This is a genomic window from Streptomyces lunaelactis (assembly GCF_003054555.1).
GTDB classification, from domain to species: Bacteria; Actinomycetota; Actinomycetes; order Streptomycetales; family Streptomycetaceae; genus Streptomyces; species Streptomyces lunaelactis.
This window is the reverse complement of record NZ_CP026304.1, coordinates 5,969,821-5,986,701: the sequence shown is the minus strand read 5'-3', so window position 1 is coordinate 5,986,701 and position 16,881 is coordinate 5,969,821. Positions and strand designations below refer to the sequence as shown.

The 16,881-nt window shown below is 68.7% G+C and carries 15 protein-coding genes and 1 pseudogene; 9 read left to right on the top strand and 7 right to left on the bottom strand.

Going from position 1 to position 16,881, the window contains the following annotated elements; genetic code table 11:
- The first annotated feature begins 102 nt into the window (after window positions 1-102).
- The gene (locus tag SLUN_RS27755; RefSeq protein WP_108152719.1) at window positions 103-1,470 is read left to right on the top strand and encodes an L-serine ammonia-lyase; all 1,368 of its coding nucleotides are present in this window, start codon (window positions 103-105) and stop codon (window positions 1,468-1,470) included.
- 219 nt (window positions 1,471-1,689) lie between these two features.
- Window positions 1,690-2,082, top strand: coding sequence for an anti-sigma factor antagonist (locus SLUN_RS27750; RefSeq protein ID WP_108152718.1), 393 nt, complete (start codon window positions 1,690-1,692; stop codon window positions 2,080-2,082).
- Window positions 2,083-2,171: 89 nt separating this feature from the next.
- Here the strand turns inward: SLUN_RS27750 and SLUN_RS27745 are convergent, their stop codons facing one another.
- The 7 genes from SLUN_RS27745 to SLUN_RS27715 form a co-directional block, all read right to left on the bottom strand.
- The gene (locus tag SLUN_RS27745) at window positions 2,172-2,387 is read right to left on the bottom strand and encodes an EF-hand domain-containing protein (RefSeq protein ID WP_108152717.1); all 216 of its coding nucleotides are present in this window, start codon (window positions 2,385-2,387) and stop codon (window positions 2,172-2,174) included.
- Between the two features lie 124 nt (window positions 2,388-2,511).
- Window positions 2,512-3,702 (bottom strand): YncE family protein, encoded by a 1,191-nt coding sequence (locus tag SLUN_RS27740; RefSeq protein ID WP_108152716.1) that lies wholly within the window; start codon window positions 3,700-3,702, stop codon window positions 2,512-2,514.
- Window positions 3,702-3,890 (bottom strand): hypothetical protein, encoded by a 189-nt coding sequence (locus SLUN_RS42430; RefSeq protein ID WP_371413855.1) that lies wholly within the window; start codon window positions 3,888-3,890, stop codon window positions 3,702-3,704. The genes SLUN_RS27740 and SLUN_RS42430 overlap by 1 nt, the downstream gene beginning before the upstream one ends.
- 388 nt (window positions 3,891-4,278) lie before the next feature.
- Window positions 4,279-4,794, bottom strand: a complete 516-nt coding sequence (locus SLUN_RS27730) for an ATP-binding protein (RefSeq protein ID WP_108152715.1) — start codon at window positions 4,792-4,794, stop codon at window positions 4,279-4,281.
- A 252-nt stretch (window positions 4,795-5,046) separates the two neighbouring features.
- Complete coding sequence (locus SLUN_RS27725) at window positions 5,047-5,814, bottom strand: enoyl-CoA hydratase/isomerase family protein (RefSeq protein ID WP_108152714.1); 768 nt, start codon at window positions 5,812-5,814, stop codon at window positions 5,047-5,049.
- 116 nt (window positions 5,815-5,930) lie between these two features.
- Window positions 5,931-7,181 (bottom strand): L,D-transpeptidase, encoded by a 1,251-nt coding sequence (locus tag SLUN_RS27720; protein ID WP_108152713.1) that lies wholly within the window; start codon window positions 7,179-7,181, stop codon window positions 5,931-5,933.
- A gap of 174 nt (window positions 7,182-7,355) precedes the next feature.
- A complete protein-coding gene (locus SLUN_RS27715) occupies window positions 7,356-8,603 on the bottom strand; it encodes a L,D-transpeptidase (RefSeq protein ID WP_108152712.1) in 1,248 nt (415 codons plus the stop codon).
- 199 nt (window positions 8,604-8,802) lie between these two features.
- Here SLUN_RS27715 and glgX point away from each other — a divergent pair, with 199 nt between their 5' ends.
- From glgX to SLUN_RS27690, 7 genes and pseudogenes are all read left to right on the top strand, one after another.
- On the top strand, window positions 8,803-11,103 hold the full coding sequence (gene glgX, locus SLUN_RS27710; RefSeq protein WP_108152711.1) for a glycogen debranching protein GlgX: 2,301 nt from the start codon (window positions 8,803-8,805) through the stop codon (window positions 11,101-11,103).
- Window positions 11,104-11,137: 34 nt separating this feature from the next.
- Complete coding sequence (locus SLUN_RS27705; RefSeq protein WP_175312980.1) at window positions 11,138-12,952, top strand: ABC transporter ATP-binding protein; 1,815 nt, start codon at window positions 11,138-11,140, stop codon at window positions 12,950-12,952.
- Window positions 12,949-14,871 carry an ABC transporter ATP-binding protein gene (locus SLUN_RS27700; RefSeq protein WP_108152710.1) on the top strand — a complete coding sequence of 641 codons (1,923 nt, stop codon included), beginning with the start codon at window positions 12,949-12,951 and terminating at the stop codon, window positions 14,869-14,871. Before SLUN_RS27705 ends, SLUN_RS27700 begins: the two co-directional genes overlap by 4 nt.
- A gap of 50 nt (window positions 14,872-14,921) precedes the next feature.
- A pseudogene (locus SLUN_RS41550) lies at window positions 14,922-15,119 on the top strand (FAD-dependent oxidoreductase); the annotation flags it as partial.
- A 112-nt stretch (window positions 15,120-15,231) separates the two neighbouring features.
- Entirely contained in the window at window positions 15,232-15,690 is a 459-nt protein-coding gene (locus SLUN_RS41545; protein WP_257153806.1) for an FAD-dependent monooxygenase, read from the top strand.
- The gene (locus SLUN_RS41540; RefSeq protein ID WP_257153805.1) at window positions 15,576-16,046 is read left to right on the top strand and encodes an FAD-dependent monooxygenase; all 471 of its coding nucleotides are present in this window, start codon (window positions 15,576-15,578) and stop codon (window positions 16,044-16,046) included. The genes SLUN_RS41545 and SLUN_RS41540 overlap by 115 nt, the downstream gene beginning before the upstream one ends.
- A 174-nt stretch (window positions 16,047-16,220) precedes the next feature.
- Window positions 16,221-16,853, top strand: coding sequence for a DedA family protein (locus SLUN_RS27690; RefSeq protein ID WP_108152709.1), 633 nt, complete (start codon window positions 16,221-16,223; stop codon window positions 16,851-16,853).
- Window positions 16,854-16,881 lie beyond the last annotated feature (28 nt).

Sequence of the window (16,881 nt, the reverse complement as noted above, 5' to 3'; positions counted from 1 at the left end):
GGTGCCCCGCACCACGTACCGCCCCGAACCACCCTGTACCGCCCTTGCACCTCTGCACCACCCGGCAGACAACGGCGTCTACCAACCAGCTAGGAGTCTTCCGTGGCCATCTCGGTCTTCGACCTGTTCTCGATCGGCATAGGCCCGTCCAGCTCCCATACGGTCGGCCCGATGCGCGCTGCCGCGATGTTCGCCCGCCGGCTGAAGAACGAGGGCCTGCTGGCCCATACCACCGCCATACGGGCCGAGCTCTTCGGCTCTCTCGGCGCGACCGGCCACGGCCACGGCACCCCGAAGGCCGTTCTGCTCGGGCTCGAGGGCAGCTCCCCCCGTACCGTCGACGTCGAGACCGCGGACGCCCAGGTCGAGCGCATCCGCACCCGTGGCCGGATCGATCTGCTGGGCATGCACGAGATCGGCTTCGACTTCGACGAGGACCTGATCCTGCACCGCCGCAAGGCGCTGCCGTACCACGCCAACGGAATGACGCTCTTCGCGTACGACGCCGAGGGCGGGACCGTACTGGAGAAGACGTACTACTCGGTGGGCGGCGGCTTCGTCGTCGACGAGGACGCTGTCGGCGAGGACCGGATCGTGCTCGACGACACCGTGCTGAACTACCCCTTCCGCACCGGCGACGAGCTGCTGCGGCTGGCCAAGGAGACCGGCCTGTCCATCTCCGCCCTGATGCTGGAGAACGAGAAGGCCTGGCGCACCGAGGACGAGATCCGCCAGGGCCTGCTGGAGATCTGGCGGGTCATGCAGGCCTGCGTCTCGCGCGGCATGTCCCGTGAGGGCATCCTGCCCGGCGGCCTCAAGGTCCGCCGCCGCGCGGCCAACTCGGCCCGCCAGCTGCGCGCCGAGGGCGACCCGCTGGCCCACGCGATGGAGTGGATCACTCTCTACGCGATGGCGGTGAACGAGGAGAACGCCGCGGGCGGCCGCGTCGTCACCGCCCCCACCAACGGTGCTGCGGGCATCATCCCGGCCGTGCTGCACTACTACATGAACTTCGTGCCCGGCGCGGACGAGGAGGGCGTGGTCCGCTTCATGCTCTCCGCGGGCGCGATCGGCATGCTCTTCAAGGAGAACGCCTCCATCTCCGGCGCCGAGGTCGGCTGCCAGGGCGAGGTCGGCTCCGCCTGCTCGATGGCCGCGGGCGCTCTCGCCGAGGTGCTCGGCGGTACTCCCGAACAGGTCGAGAACGCCGCGGAGATCGGCATGGAGCACAACCTCGGCCTGACGTGCGACCCGGTCGGCGGTCTGGTGCAGATCCCGTGCATCGAGCGCAACGGCATGGCGGCGGTGAAGGCCGTGACGGCGGCGAGGATGGCGATGCGCGGCGACGGCAGCCACAAGGTCTCGCTGGACAAGGTCATCAAGACCATGAAGGAGACCGGCGCGGACATGTCGGTGAAGTACAAGGAGACCGCACGCGGCGGCCTCGCCGTGAACATCATCGAGTGCTGAGCGTTCCTGGGTAGCGATTGTCGCTCTCCGTGAGCGTCTCGGCGAATCAACTGCCCAGCAAGTCAAGCAAGTTAACAGGAGTTCACCCGCACGAGGGAGTTTTCCAAGCTCCGAACGTTTTTTCACCTTCGCGTGCCCGAACCGGCGAACTAACCTCGCAATCTGTTCACCCGCGCCCCGGTGGCCGGTTCGCGCGCGCCGCAGCAAGGAGACAAGGCAATGACCGAGGGGCTGACGTCCAGGTCCTCCGACTTACACGCGCCGCTCCCCGGACCGTACGGGCAGGTCTACCGCTGCCGGGAACGCACCGTCGTAGAACTGCACGGCGAGATCGACATCGCCGCGGCCACGCTGATCGGCGCGTATGTCGATGTGGTCACCGCGGTGCGCGCCGAAGAGGTCGTGATCGACCTGACGCAGGTGGAGTTCTTCGACTGCTCCGGGCTGGCACTGCTGTGCCGGGCGGCGCGGCGCACCGCGGAGGTCGGCGGCCGGCTGTGGGTGGTCTGCGACCGGCACTCCATCCTGCGCGTCTTCAGGGCGGGCGGCGTGCTGGGAGTGTTCCGTACGCTGCCGACGCTGGATGAGGCCCTGGCGGCCGGACGGGACTGACGAAGTCCGGGCGGTCCCCCGGCCGGAACAGCTTCACGGCCGGGGAGCCTCCCCCAGAGCCTTCGCGTCCGGGGGTGCCCCCTGGCGGATCAGGCCTTGTTCAGCGAGTCCCAGAACTCCTCGAAGGTCAGCTGGCCGTCGCCGTTGCCGTCCTTGGTCTTGATCACTGCCTCGGCGACCGTCTCGGTGACATGGAAGTCGCCCAGCTGCGCCATCACGCTCTTGTACTCGGCCGCGGTGATCAGGCCGTCGCCGTTCAGGTCGTAGCGCTCGAACGCCTTGCGCGCCTCTTCGATGTCCGCCACTGCTTCCGCCCCTTCTTGGTGCATTACTGACGGGGTCAGATTAACGGCCCGGATGCGCCCTCGAGGCAGCGGCCGGTGGAGGCGCTGTTCGTGGCCGGCTGACAGAGGCAGCTCGAGCCCCGCGCTAGCGGAACACGCCCGTGTGGCCCAGCGAGTACCGGCCCGGCTGCGGATACACCGCAAGACCGTGCGGCCCGCTGCCCACCGGAATCCGCGCCAGCTCCCTCCCGCTCGTCGTGTCGATCGCGTACACCTCCGAGTCGTACCGCCCCGACAGCCACAGCACCTTCCCGTCAGCCGACACACCGCCCATGTCCGGGCTGCCGCCCGCCGGCAGCGACCACTTCTTCGTCAGCCTGTTCTGCGCGAAGTCGAAGACGGAGATGGAGCCTTCGCCCCGGTTGGGGATGTACATCTCCTTGGAGTCACGGCTGATGTAGAGGCCGTGGCAGCCCTTGCCGGTCGGCAGCAGCGTGGGGGTGGTGAACGTCTCGGCGTCGAGCACCCATACGCCGTGCGCCATCATGTCGGCGACGTAGAAGGTCTTGCCGTCCGGGGAGATTTTCACGTCCTGCGGCATCGCCCCGTTGAAGGGCAGTTTCTGCTGGCCGATGACCTCCATCCGCTCCGTGTCGACCTTCAGCAGCTCGCCGGAGAACTCACAGGAGACGATGAAGTACCGGCCGTCGGCCGAGAAGTCCGCGTGGTTGACGCCGTAGCAGGAGACCGGGGTGGACTTCACCGGATTCATGGTGTGCGGGTCGCGGAAGACCAGTTCCCGGTCGAGGGACGCCATGACGATGGCGTACTTGCCGTTGGGCGTGAAGTAGAGGTTGTACGGGTCGTGCACCTGGATCGGTTTGCCCGCGACGCTGGTCGCCGGGTCGATCGGAGTGAGCGTGTGGCCGCGGTTGTTGTTGACCCAGAGGGTCTTCATGTCCCAGGAGGGGACGACGTGCTGCGGCTGGACACCGACCGGGATCGTCTCGATGACCTTGTACGTCGCGGGGTCGATGACCGAGACGGTGTTGGAGTTGGTGTTGGGGACGTACACGCGGGACGGGAAGCCCCTGACCGCCGGCGAGAGCTGGTTGGGCCGGTTCGCCGCGTAGATGTCGTGCGGGTCCAGGACCGGCGGCATACCGGGCAGCCCGGGCGGGGCCACCTCTCGGGGCTCGGCCTTGGCGGGCGACGCTGCTGCCTCGGTGCCGCGCGCCTGCGTTTCGGCGGGTGAGCCGCAGCCCGCGAGCAGGGCGAGCAGTGCGCCCACGAGCAGCGCGGTGGTCCGCCGGGTGAGGGGAGTCGTCGGGTGCATCAGCTCAGCAGCTCCGTGGTGGTCACCGCGCGCAGGCCGCGGCGGTCGAGGTCGGCGAGCAGGGCGGGCAGTGCGGGCAGTGCGGCGACCGTGTCCGGACCGTCGTCGGTGCAGCCCGAGGCGAGGGCACCCGCGATGGCCGCGCCCGCTCCTGCGCGCAAGGCGCTGCGGCGGTCGATCGAGGTCACGGGAATGCACAGTAGGCGCGGGCCGCCCATAAGGTCATGATTGACCCAATTCGCGACGTTTGCGGTCGCGGCCGCCGAGTCCGTTCCTGAGGCGGGCGATTCAATAAAACACCCGCTGTGATCTATAATTACTCAGCGATTACTAGGTAGATTGCGCAATTCACCTACGATTCACTTTCCAGACGTACCACTTTGCGGCTTATGTCCGAGTAGGTACTTTTGGCGATGCGGCCCGCCATCTGCCATAGTCGATGACACGACCCCCATTGACCCGGGCCAGGTCGTCGAAGGCCGCCGTGGATACACCCCCCCGATCCACGGCCCTCCACTGAAGCCCCCGCTCAGGGGGCTTCAGTGTTTCCCGGCCGCGCGGCAGGTCGCTGCCGTCTCAGCGGTCGGCGACCCGCATCTCGAACCAGGTGGTCTTGCCGCGCGGCAGCAGATCCACTCCCCACCGGTCGGAGAGCATGTCGACGAGGAAGAGCCCTCGGCCGCTGGTGTCCATCTCCTGGACCGGCATCAGACAGGGCAGACCCCGCGAGGGATCACGGACCTCGATCCTGATCCAGCCGCGGCGGCGCAGCATCCGCAGCCCGAAGACGCGGGCACCGGTGTGGCGTACGGCATTGCCGACGAGCTCCGAGACCAGTAGCACCGCGTGCTCGGAGGTCTGCGCGGGGAGCGCCCACTGGCGCAGCACCACGCACTGGGTCAGCCGGCGTGCGGTGGCGGCGGATTCGGGCCGGGAGGGCAGTCGGACTTCTTCGTCCGTCGGGTTGCCGAACAACTCCAGCGCCTTGAGCGCCTGTTCATCCTCGACGGCCGGCACCCCCCGCGCGACGGCAGCACTGCCGCGCTCCCGTGGTTGCTCCACGCCCTCCAGGCCCGCCATGCCCCCAATCATGGCTGCAAAGAGCCGCTTCCGGGGCCATTCCGGGGGAATAGGGCCCCCGGAATCGGCCGTTCCGCTGAGGCCGGGTGGCATATGACTCCACGCGCATGCAGAGCCTCATACCCACGATGAGCTGCACTGACGCCCCAGCATGCGAATGATCGCCCAGCACAGTGGGCCGATCCGGCTTAAGACTCCTTTAAGACTCGGCTAAGCCGCCCACATGGTTGACGCTGTGCCAGAATGTGTCCAACTGACCCGAATTCAGAGGAACTTGGCCTTACCCGGTCCCTCCTCCACAAAGCTGCGCATGCCGCGCTCGCGGTCCTCGGTCGCGAACAGGCCCGCGAACCAGTTGCGTTCGATGGCGAGGCCCGTCTCGATGTCCGTCTCCAGGCCCGCGTCGATGGACTCCTTGGCGGCGCGCAGCGCGAGAGCGGGCCCCTGGGCGAGCTTCGCGGCCCAGGCCTGCGCCTGCTCGTACACCTCGGCGGCGGGGACGACGCGGTCGACGAGACCGATCGCGAGTGCTTCCTCGGCCTTCACCATGCGGCCGGTGAAGATCAGGTCCTTGGCCTTGGACGGGCCGATCAGCCGGGAGAGCCGCTGGGTGCCGCCGGCGCCGGGGATCAGGCCGAGCAGGATCTCGGGCTGCCCGAGCTTCGCGTTGTCCGCGGCGATACGGAAGTCGGCGCAGAGGGTGAGCTCGCAGCCGCCGCCGAGGGCATAGCCGGTGACCGCCGCGACGACGGGCTTGGGGATACGGGCGACGGCGGTGAAGGACTCCTGGAGTGCCCGGGACCGTACGACCATCGCCGCGTGGTCCATGGCCTGCATCTCCTTGATGTCCGCGCCGGCAGCGAACACCTTCTCGCCGCCGTACAGGATCACGGCCCGTACGTCGTCACGGCGGGTCGCCTCGGCGGCGAGCTCGCGCAGCCGGTCCTGAATGGCGATGTTCAGCGCGTTCATCGGCGGGCGGTCCAGTCGGATGGTGCCGACGCCTTCGGAGACCTCGAGAGAAACAGTCATGAGGGGGAGGTTAGTACTGGGGAGCCTGGGGCGGTCCCCCCGGTAGGCACGGCACGACAACGGACCCGGTGCCGTGGGTCACAGCACCGGGTCCGTTCCCGTCGCTCGGAAGTCCGCTACTTCGTCCAGTCCGCCCAGGACATGTTCCAGCCGTTCAGGCCGTTCTCCGGCGAGATCACCTTGTCCTTGGAGTTCTTCACGATCACCACGTCGCCGATGATCGACCTCTCGTACATCCAGGCCGCAGGCGTCCCCTTGTCGTACCCCCCGCGGACGTCCCGCAGACCGATACACCCATGGCTGACGTTCGCCGAGCCGAACGTTCCGGACGAGGCCCAGTAGTTGCCGTGGATGAAGGTGCCCGAGGTGGACAGGCGCATCGCGTGCGTCACGTCCTTGATGTCGTACTCGCCGCCGAAGCCCACGGTGGCGCCGTTCATCCGGGTCACCTTGTACTTCTCGCTGATGACCATCTGGCCGTTGTACGTCGTGGTCGACGGCGCGCCCGCGGTGATCGGGATGGACTTGATCTGCTTTCCGTCCCGTACGACCTTCATCGTGTGCTCGCGCGCGTCCACGGTGGAGACCTGGCTGCGGCCGATGGTGAACTTCACCGTCCTGGTCTGCTTGCCGTACACCCCCGGTCGGCCCTCGACGCCGTCCAGGTTGAGCTTCACCGTCACCTTGGTGCCGGCGGCCCAGTACTTCTCCGGACGGAAGTCGAGGCGGTCGTTGCCGAACCAGTGGCCCTCGACCGGCACGGCCGGCTCCGCGGTCACCTTGATGGCCTTCTCGACGGCCGCCGGGTCGGTGATGCCACGGGTGAAGTTGATCGAGACCGGCATGCCGACGCCGACCGTCGAACCGTCCTCGGGCGTGTACTGCCCGATGAAGGTGTTCTTCGGAACGAGCGTGGTGAAGGTGTGGTCCTTCGCCGACTCGCGGCCGTCCGCGTCCTTGGCGATGGCGTGCACCTTGTACTTGGTGGAGCCCGCCAGATGCTGCAGCGGCTGCCAACTGGCGCCGTCCGCGGCGAGCTTGCCCTCGACCGCGGTGCCCTTGTCGTCCTGGACCGTGACCGTGACCAGCTTGCCCTTGTCCGCGGTGACCTTGAGTGTGCCGCTCGTGGCGACCGACTTGGCACCGTCCTTGGGCGCGATGGTCACCACCGCCACGGAGGCCGAGTTCCCGACCTTCCCGCCGTCCTTCTTGTCCTTGTCGCCGTCACCCTTGCCGGAGTCCCCGCCTCCGCAGGCCGTGACCAGCACCAGCAATGCCCCCAGTACCAAGGCCGGCAGAGTGGCGCCCCCACGCCCACGTCCGCTTGCGGCCCCGGCCGACGCCCCCGATATCGGCTGCCCGTTCAAAATGGTCTTCTCCCCTCGCACGGCCTGGCCCCGCCACGGCCCGCACCCCCGCGCGCCTCACGCACGCACGGCGATAGACAATCACACCGCGAGTAGGTGAACCTCCCCGCGAATGTCACCGTTCAGTCCCAACATGTCCGTCGGGCTCACCTGAGACGGTGCGGGCCTTGCAGGTCAGCGAGGTCGGTTCAGCGCGGAACCTGCCTTCCAGACTTTCCAGTCCAGGTTCCAGCCGCCCAGACCGTTGTCGGGGTCGACCTTCTTGTCCTGCGAGTTGACGACTTCGATGACATCGCCGATGAGCGTCCGGTCGAAGAACCAGCCGGCCGGGGTGTCCTCGCTGCCGCCCTTGACGTCGCGCAGTCCGACGCAGCCGTGGCTGACGTTCGCCGAGCCGAAGGTCTCCGGCGCGGCCCAGTAGTTGCCGTGCAGGAAGGTGCCCGAGTCGGTCAGCCGCACCGCGTGCGGCACATCCTTGATGTCGTACTCGCCCTTGCCGTCGCGCTTCTTGAAGCCGACCGTCGCACCGTTCATCCGGGTCACGTCGTACATCTCCGTGACCACCATCTTTCCGTTGTACGTCGTCGTCTTGGGCGCTCCCGCCGTGGCCGGCAGGGTCGCCAGGACCTGGCCGTCGCGCCGTACCTGCATGGTGTGTGCCGCCGCGTCGACCAACGAGACCTGGGAACGGCCGATCGTGAAGGCGATGGTCTTCTGCTGGATTCCGTACACCCCCGGCGCCGCCTGGACGTCGCGCAGCCGCACATCGACGGTGACCCTGGTGCCCGGCTTCCAGTACTCGCTGGGGCGGAAGTCGAGACGCTCGTTGCCGAACCAGTGGCCGACGATCTCGACAGGCGGCTCGGAGGTGACGCGGATGGCGCGCTGGACGGCCGCGGGGTTCTCGATCGCCCGGTTGAAGTCGAAGGAGACGATCATGCCGGTGCCGACGGTCGCACGGTTCTCCGGCTTGAAGTAGCCGATGAACCGGCGCTCGGGGATCTCCGTGGTGAAGGTGGTGTGGCGCGCCGAGCGGCGCCCGTGCCCGTCCAGCGCCACCACGTCGACGGTGTACTTGGCGGCCGGTTCGAGGCGGGTGCCCTCGTCCGGGTTCCAGCGCAGGCCGTCCTCGGAGATCTTGCCGGGCACCTCGGTCGGCCGTTCGTCCTCGACCTGCATCACCTTGACCCGTTCAAGACGCCCGCTGGGCAGCTCCACCACGAGGGGTCCGTCCGGGACCACCTCCTTCGCGCCGTCCTCGGGGGTGACCTGGATCGTGTCCTCGGGCGACCGCGGCTTGTTGCCGATGTCGAGCACCCCGCCGGTGCATCCGGCCAGACCGGCCATCAGACCGGCCATCAGTCCTGCCCATGTCAGGGCGAAGGCCGTGCCCTGCCCTGCCCGCTTCAGTACGTGTCTCACGTACCGCCCAACGACCGCCCCCCTCCAGGGGAAACGTGGAGGCGGGGCCGTGTTGGTATGAGAGCGGTGCGGGCAGAACAGGTGGGAGGACCACGCGTGGGGTGCAGCGGCCGGGACGCCGTGAGCACTACTCCCCCAGAGCCCTTCGGGCCTGGGGGGCACCCCCAGCGTGGCCCGACGAGCCGCGGGAGGCCGGCAGGTGTCGAGCGCAGCCGAGCAGGAGACAGTGCAGGAGGGGGTGCGGGGCGAAGTGCTGCCCGGCCCACTCCCGGCGGTCGGGGTCAACGGCCGCCACAGGGATACGGGCGCCCGCGGGCCGGAAGTGTGGCCGGGGGCGCCGACGCCTCTCGGGGCACGTTTCCGGATCGGCCCCGACGGGGTCGCCGGAACCAACTTCGCGCTGTGGGCGGGCGGGGCCGAGGCGGTCGAGCTGTGCCTGTTCGACGAAGCCGGTGTGGAGACGCGGCTGCCGCTGAGCGAACTGACGCACGAGATCTGGCACGGTTTCGTGCCCGGGGTCCGGCCGGGGCAGCGGTACGGATTCCGGGTGCACGGCCGCTGGGACCCGTGGACCGGAGCGCGCTGGAATCCGGCGAAGCTGCTGCTCGACCCGTACGCACGGGCGGTCGACGGCGCCCCTCCCCATGACTACAGCGCACTGCCCGCGGAGGTGTACGGACACGTCCGGGACTGGCCGCAGCAGCAGGTGGCCGACACGGTACGCGACGACCGGGACTCGGCGCCGTACGTCCCCAAGGGCGTCGTCGTCCACGATGACGACGACTGGGCGGACGACCGCAGGCCGAAGACCCCGTGGGCCGACTCGGTCATCTACGAGCTGCATGTACGGGGGTTCACCAAAGTGCATCCGGGGATCCCCGAGGAACTGCGGGGCACGTACGCGGGTCTGGCGCATCCGGCGGCGATCGAGCATCTGGTGCGGCTCGGGGTGACGGCGGTCGAGCTGCTGCCGGTGCATCAGTACGCGCACGAGGACCATCTCCTGCGGCGGGGGCTGCGCAACTACTGGGGCTACAACTCAATCGGCTACTTCGCGCCGCACGCCGCGTACTCGGCGAGCGGGACGACCGGTCAGCAGGTCGGAGAGTTCAAACGGATGGTGCGGGCGCTGCATGCCGCCGGGATCGAGGTCATCCTCGATGTGGTCTACAACCACACGGCGGAGGCGGGTGAGCTCGGTCCGACGCTGTCGCTGCGCGGGATCGACAACCGCGGCTACTACCGCCTCCAGTCGGACGCCCGCAGGTACGCGGACTACACGGGCTGCGGCAACACCCTGCATGTGGTGCAGCCGCATGTGCTGCGGCTGATCACCGATTCGCTGCGCTACTGGGTGACCGAGATGGGGGTCGACGGCTTCCGTTTCGACCTGGCGGCGGCCCTGGCGCGCTCCATGCACGATGTCGACATGCTCTCCCCGTTCCTCGCGGTGATCGCCCAGGATCCGGTGCTGCGGCGGGTGAAACTGATCGCCGAGCCGTGGGACGTGGGCAACGGCGGCTACCAGGTGGGCGCGTTCCCTCCGCTGTGGACGGAGTGGAACGACCGGTACCGCGACGCCGTACGGGACTTCTGGCGCGGCGCGCTGCCCGACGTACGGGATCTCGGATACCGGCTTTCCGGGTCCAGTGATCTCTATGCCTGGGGCGGCCGGCGGCCGTACGCCTCGATCAACTTCGTCACGGCGCACGACGGATTCACCCTGCGCGATCTGGTCAGCTACGAGCAGAAGCACAACGACGCCAACGGCGAGGGCAACCGCGACGGCACGAACGACAACCGGTCCTGGAACTGCGGCGCGGAGGGCGAGAGCGACGACGCCGAGATCAATGCGCTGCGCCGCCGCCAGCTGCGCAATCTGCTGACGACGCTGCTGGTGTCGACGGGGGTGCCGATGCTGGTCGCGGGCGACGAGATGGGCCGTACGCAGGGCGGCAGCAACAACGCCTACTGCCAGGACAACGAGGTCAGCTGGCTGGACTGGTCCCTGCGCGAGCAGCCGGGCCCGCGCGGCCTGCTGGAGCTGACCACCCGGCTGCTCGCCCTGCGCCACAGCCATCCGGTGCTGCGCCGCCGCGCCTTCTTCTCGGGCCGCGCCCGGGAGGCGGACGGGCTGCGGGACCTCGCCTGGTTCACCCCGCACGGCACGGAGATGACGGAACGGGACTGGTACGCCCCGGCGTCGACGGTGGCGCTCTATCTCTCCGGCCGGGACATCCCGGGACGTGACGCGCGTGGAGCGGAGGTGACGGACGACAGCTTCCTGGCGGTCCTGCACGCGGCGGACCGCCCGACGAGCTTCCAGCTGCCGGGCCCGCCCTGGGCGCAGGCGTACGAGCTGGTGGTCGACACCTCGCGGGAGGACCAGGCGACCGCGCCGGGGACGGTGCATCGGGGCGGTGAGACGGTGACGGTGCCGCCGCGTTCGGTGCTGCTGCTGAAGGTCGGACACGAGCGGTCGCGGGCTAAAACCGGATGAGCGTTGTCAGTGGTGAACCGTAGGCTCGCGCCTGATGTCCGAATCACCTGCAGCCACCAAGAACCGGTCCGCCGTACGTTCACTGCTGCGGCTGTGGCCGTACGTACGCCCCGTCCGAACTCGCCTGTTCAGTGCGGCATGTGTCGCCATCGTCGCCTCCTGTCTGGGCCTGGTCATCCCGCTCGTACTGAAGTGGATCGTCGACGGTCCGGTCGCCGAGCGGGACCCCGGTGGAGTCTGGCTCGGGGCGCTGGTGCTGCTGTTGCTGGGGTTCGCGGAGGCGCTGCTCTTCGGGCTACGGCGGTGGCTGGTGGCCCGGCCGCTGGCGGGGGTGGAGGCCTCCATGCGGGCCGATCTCTACCGGCATCTGCAGCGGCTGCCGGTGGCCTTCCACGACCGGTGGGCTTCGGGGCAGTTGCTCTCGCGCGGCACGACGGACCTGATGCTGCTGCGGATGTTCCTGGCGTTCCCGCTGACCTTCCTGCTGGTCAACGCGACGACGATCCTGGTCGGATTCGTCATCCTGCTGGGGCAGGAGTGGACGCTGGGCCTCGTGCTGATGGCGCCCATCGTGCCGCTGGTCATTCTCTGCTGGGTCTTCGAGGCGCGGTACGCGGTCGTCGCGCGGCAGGCGCAGGACCAGGTCGGCGATCTGACGACGGTCGTCGAGGAGAGCGTGCTCGGCATCCGCATCATCAAGGGCTTCGGCCGCCATCGCAGCCAGGCCCTCGCCTTCCGGGGGCTCTCGGAGCAGCTGCGCGGTACGGAGCTGGGCAAGGCACGGCTGCTGGCGGGGATCTGGGCGCTGATCACGACCATTCCGGAGCTGGCGATCGGCGCCGCGCTGGTGCTGGGCACGATCCAGGTCGCGGACGGCGGTCTGTCGGCGGGCACGCTGGTGGCGTTCCTGTCGACCGCGCTCGCGCTGCGGTGGCCGGTGGACTCGATCGGCTTTCTGCTGGCGATGAGCCAGGAGGCGGCGACGGCGACCGATCGGTTCTTCGAAGTGATGGACGCGGCGGAGGAGCCGGAGGCGCCGGCGGGTGTGTCCGGGGGTGTCCGCGGAAGCGGGGACGCGGGCGGGCTGCGGTTCGAGGGCGTCGCATTCCGCTACCCGGACGCCCCCGCGAACGCCGCGCCCGTGCTCGCCCGCATCGATCTGCGGGTGCGGCCCGGCGAGACCATGGCACTGGTCGGGGGCACCGGCTCCGGGAAGACCACGCTCACCGCGCTCGTACCGCGGCTCCACGAGCTGACCGCCGGGCGGATCACGCTCGACGGAGAGGACATCGCCGCGATGCCGCGGGAACGGCTGCGTGAACTGGTGTCCGTCGCCTTCGAGGAGCCGACACTCTTCTCGGCCAGCGTCGGCGAGAACGTCCTGATGGGCGCGGAGGGCGCGAGCGCGGAGGAGCTGGGCCGGGCGCTGGACGTCGCGCAGGCCGGGTTCGTGAAGTCGCTGCCGCACGGCGCCGGGACCCAGGTCGGCGAGCAGGGGCTCAGCCTCTCCGGCGGCCAGCGGCAGCGACTCGCGCTGGCCCGGGCGGTCGTGGGGCAGCCGCGCTTTCTGGTGCTCGACGACCCGCTGTCGGCGCTCGACGTACATACGGAGGCTCTGGTGGAGGCGGCGTTGCGGCGGATGCTCGAGGACACGACGGCGCTGGTGGTGGCGCACCGGCCGTCGACGGTGATGCTGGCGGACCGGGTGGCGCTGCTGTCCGGCGGCCGTATCGCGGCGGTCGGTACACATCAGGAACTGCTGCGTACGAATGAGGAGTACGCGTGGCTGATGTCCGGCGGGGATGCCGTCGCCAAGGCCGGCCCGGACTCCGAGGAGGGTGCCCGATGACGTCATCGACGACGACGAAGCCGTACGCCGAGGGCGAGGGCGAGGGGGACGGCGAGGGCGACGGAACCGGCCGGGGCGAGCTGTCCGTGACGGAACCGGCTCCCATACCCGGCCGGGACGGACGGGACGATCCCTTCGACCGGGACGCCCTGCCCGCGCCGCCGGGATCGACCGGTGTGCTCCTGCGGTCCCTTCTCGCTCCCCGCCGCGCACGCGTCACCACCGCCGCGCTGCTCCTGCTGCTCCAGCAGGCCGTCGTCCAGGCCGGTCCGCTCCTCGTCGCGTACGCCATCGACCGCGGTGTCCCCGCCTTCCGCGCGCACGACTACGGGCCCCTGATCGCCGTCGCCGTCGGGTACGCCGTGTGCGCGCTCGGCGCCGGCGTCCTGCAGTACTCCTTCATCCGCGCCTCGGCCCGCGTCAACCAGGACGTACTCCTCGATCTGCGCGGCCGGATCTTCCGCCACGCCCAGGCGCTGAGCGTCGACTTCCACGAGCGCTACACCTCGGGCCGGCTGATCTCGCGGTCGACCACCGACGTCGAGTCCCTGCGGGAGCTGCTCAGCGAGGGGCTGCAGGAACTGATCACCGTCATCCTCGCCTTCGTCTACATCTCGGCGATGCTGCTCTGGCTGGACCTCGGGCTCGGCGGGCTCGCCGTGGTCTCCTTCGTACCGCTGTATCTGCTCGTACGGCTCTACCAGCGTCGCGCCAAGGCCGTCTACAGCAGCCGCTCCACGGCGATCGCCGCCGTCATCGTGAAGTTCGCGGAAACCATGAACGGCATCCGGCCGGTGCGTGCCTTTCGCAGGGAGCGCGCCAACGACGCGGAGTTCCGGGTCCTCAACCACCGGCATGAGCGCGTCAATGGCGACGCGCTGCTGGAGATGGCCCGCTATGTCGTCGGCTCGCGGCTCGTCGCCAATGTCGCCGTCGCGGGGATCGTGCTGTGGGGCGCGTACCGGGTCGCGTCGGGGACGCTCGCGCTGGGTGTGCTGGCCGCCGCCGTGCTGTATCTGAGACGGCTGTACGACCCGATCGACCGGCTCGGGATGTTCCTCAACTCCTACCAGTCGGCCGCCGCTTCACTGGAGAAGATCGCGGGGCTGCTGGCCCAGGCCCCGTCGGTGCAGGAGGCCCGGGAGCCGAGGGAGCTGCCTTCCCCGGCCTCCGGCCACCCGGGACGCGAAGTCGTCTTCGAGGGCGTCCGCTTCGCGTACCGCACGGGGGGCGAGGTGCTGCCCCGCTTCGATCTGACCATCCCGGCAGGGCAGACGGTCGCGGTCGTCGGCTCGACCGGCGCGGGCAAGTCCACGCTCGCGAAGCTGCTGGCCCGCTTCTACGACACTAGTGAGGGGCGGGTGCTGATCGACGGCGTCGACCTGCGCGAGCTGGCCACGCCCGAACTGCGGCGCGGGGTGGTGATGGTGACGCAGGAGGCGTTCCTGTTCTCCGGGACGGTCGCAGAGAACATCGCGATCGGAGCCCCGGACGCGTCACGCGAGGAGATCGAGGGTGCCGCGAAGGCGATCGGCGCGCACGACTTCATCAGCAGCCTGCCGGAGGGCTACGACACGGACGTACGCAAACGGGGCGGCCGGATCTCGGCGGGACAGCGGCAACTGGTCGCGTTCGCCCGCGCGTTGCTCGCCGACCCGGCCGTGCTGATCCTCGACGAGGCGACGAGCTCGCTCGACATCCCGGGCGAGCGGGCGGTGCAGCGGGCGATGGACACGGTGCTGCACGGGCGTACGGCGGTGGTGATCGCGCACCGGCTGTCGACGGTGGAGATCGCGGACCGGGTGCTGGTGATGGAGCACGGCCGGATCGTGGAGGACGGTCCGCCGGCTCAACTCATCGGTGAGGAGGGCCGGTTCGCGGGTCTGCACCGGGCCTGGCGGGACAGTGTGGTGGGGTGACGGGCCGGTGTAGGTTCCGCGTTTGATGGGGAGTTTCCACCAGGAACTCGGTGGAGGGATGGGCCATCAGAACCGACAGATCCACGGTGATCGTCGGCGGCGGCCTGGTAGGACTCACAGCCACGGCCTCCCTCAAACTCATCGGCCACGAGGTCATCGTGCTGGAACAGGCACCGCGGATTCGAGCCGTCGGCGCCGGCATCGGCCTGTGGGCCAACGCGTTGCGAGAGTTCGACCACCTCGGCATCGGCCCGGCAATCCGCGGCATGGGCATCGAACAGAACATGTGGTTCTTCAAACCCTGCCGGCGATCCGGTCCGCGCTCCTGGTTACACCGACAGCGATCACCAGTTCCTTCTCGTGCCGCGCCCCGAGTTGAACAACCTCTTGGCCGACACCATCGGTCGCGACCGAATCCGCCTCGACGCCCACGTGACCGGATACACCGAGACCGGATCGGACGTCGCCGTGCACCTCGCCAATGGCGAGACACTTCGCACGGATCTCCTCATCGGCTCGGACGGCGTCCACTCACATGTGCGCAAGCAGCTGGTGCCGGGGAGCGACGCCGTAACGCACTCCGGCCACTACGCCTGGCGCGCGATCGTGCCGACTGGCAACCAAAAGCCAGAGGCCACCGTGCTCACCGTCGGCCACCGCCGAACCCGCGGCGGGTACGCGAGGATCGCCCGTGACCGGACCGTGTGGATGGTCAACAGTTCGATGCCGGACCGCTCACCGGAAGCAAGCGCGAACGGGCACTGGAACGCGCACGGAATCTGGCCGAGGCTGGATGGAACGACAATCTCCTGTCCCTGATCGCCGAAACGCCGGAGGAATCCATCCTGGAGAACCAGGTCACGCTGGTTCCGGAACTGCCCCATTGGACCAGCGCGCGCGTCGCCCTGATCGGCGACGCCGCGCACGGGCTGTCCCCCCACATCGCTTCCGGCGGCACTCTCGGCATCGAAGATGTCGGCGTCCTGCGCAGCAGCCTGACAGCCGAGGCCGACCTGGAAAAGGCCCTCGCTACCTACGAGCACGCTCGCAGCGCCCGCTTCGAAACGGTACGTGAGCACTCCGCTGCCGTCGAACATGCCAGCAACGCAGGCGAATTCGCACAACGCTACGCCGCGTTCAGCCGCTGGATGCTCACCACGGCGCCCGCCACCTGACACCGGCCGACGGGACGACCTGCCCGCTGCCCGGGCCGACCGCCACAACAACCCGAATCCTGGACCAAAACCTTGGGGGACCGGCCATCCGCCACCCCATAAGCACGTCCAAGATTCAGGGAATCACCCGTGAAGTTCCTTACCCATACCCACACAACAGAAGACGGGTAGTAAATGCCGGACTGGATAGACCTCACGGAGTCTTTGATAGCGTCGCCCACACTCTATGCCGTACTCATTGCGGTATCCTTACTCGACTCTTTCCTCCCGTTGATCCCGAGTGAACCCGTCGTGATCCTTGCAGGCGTCGCTGCCGCAACCGGGCAGACGAATATCATGCTTGTCATCGCCGCTACGACGGTCGGAGCCTTTCTCGGCGACCTCGTTCCCTACTCCATCGGCCGACTGATGGGGGAAGGCCTACTAAAGCGCCTGCCAGTTGGCACCAAACGCCGGACGGCATATGACTGGTTCGAGCGCGAACTTGAATCACGCGGCGGTTTTGTACTCGTCTCCACGCGATTCATTCCGGTCGGGCGCTATCTCGCCACAGGAACGGCGGGGGTGGTGAAATACCCGCTACGCAGGTTCATGTTGTACGTTGCGATTTCCACCTCCACTTGGAGTGCCTATACCGCACTGTCGGGCTACCTCGGTGGCGTCTTCTTCCAGGAGAATGCGCTCCTTGCTATCGCCGTCGGCATCGGGTTCGCGTTCGCGGTGACCGGCGTGGTGGAGTTCTCGCGATATATTCGGCGCCGCAAGAATCCTGTCGAGCCAGATGAAATCGTTGCCGGAAAGCGTTGAGCAGCGGCTTCCATACCGAAGGTGCCCT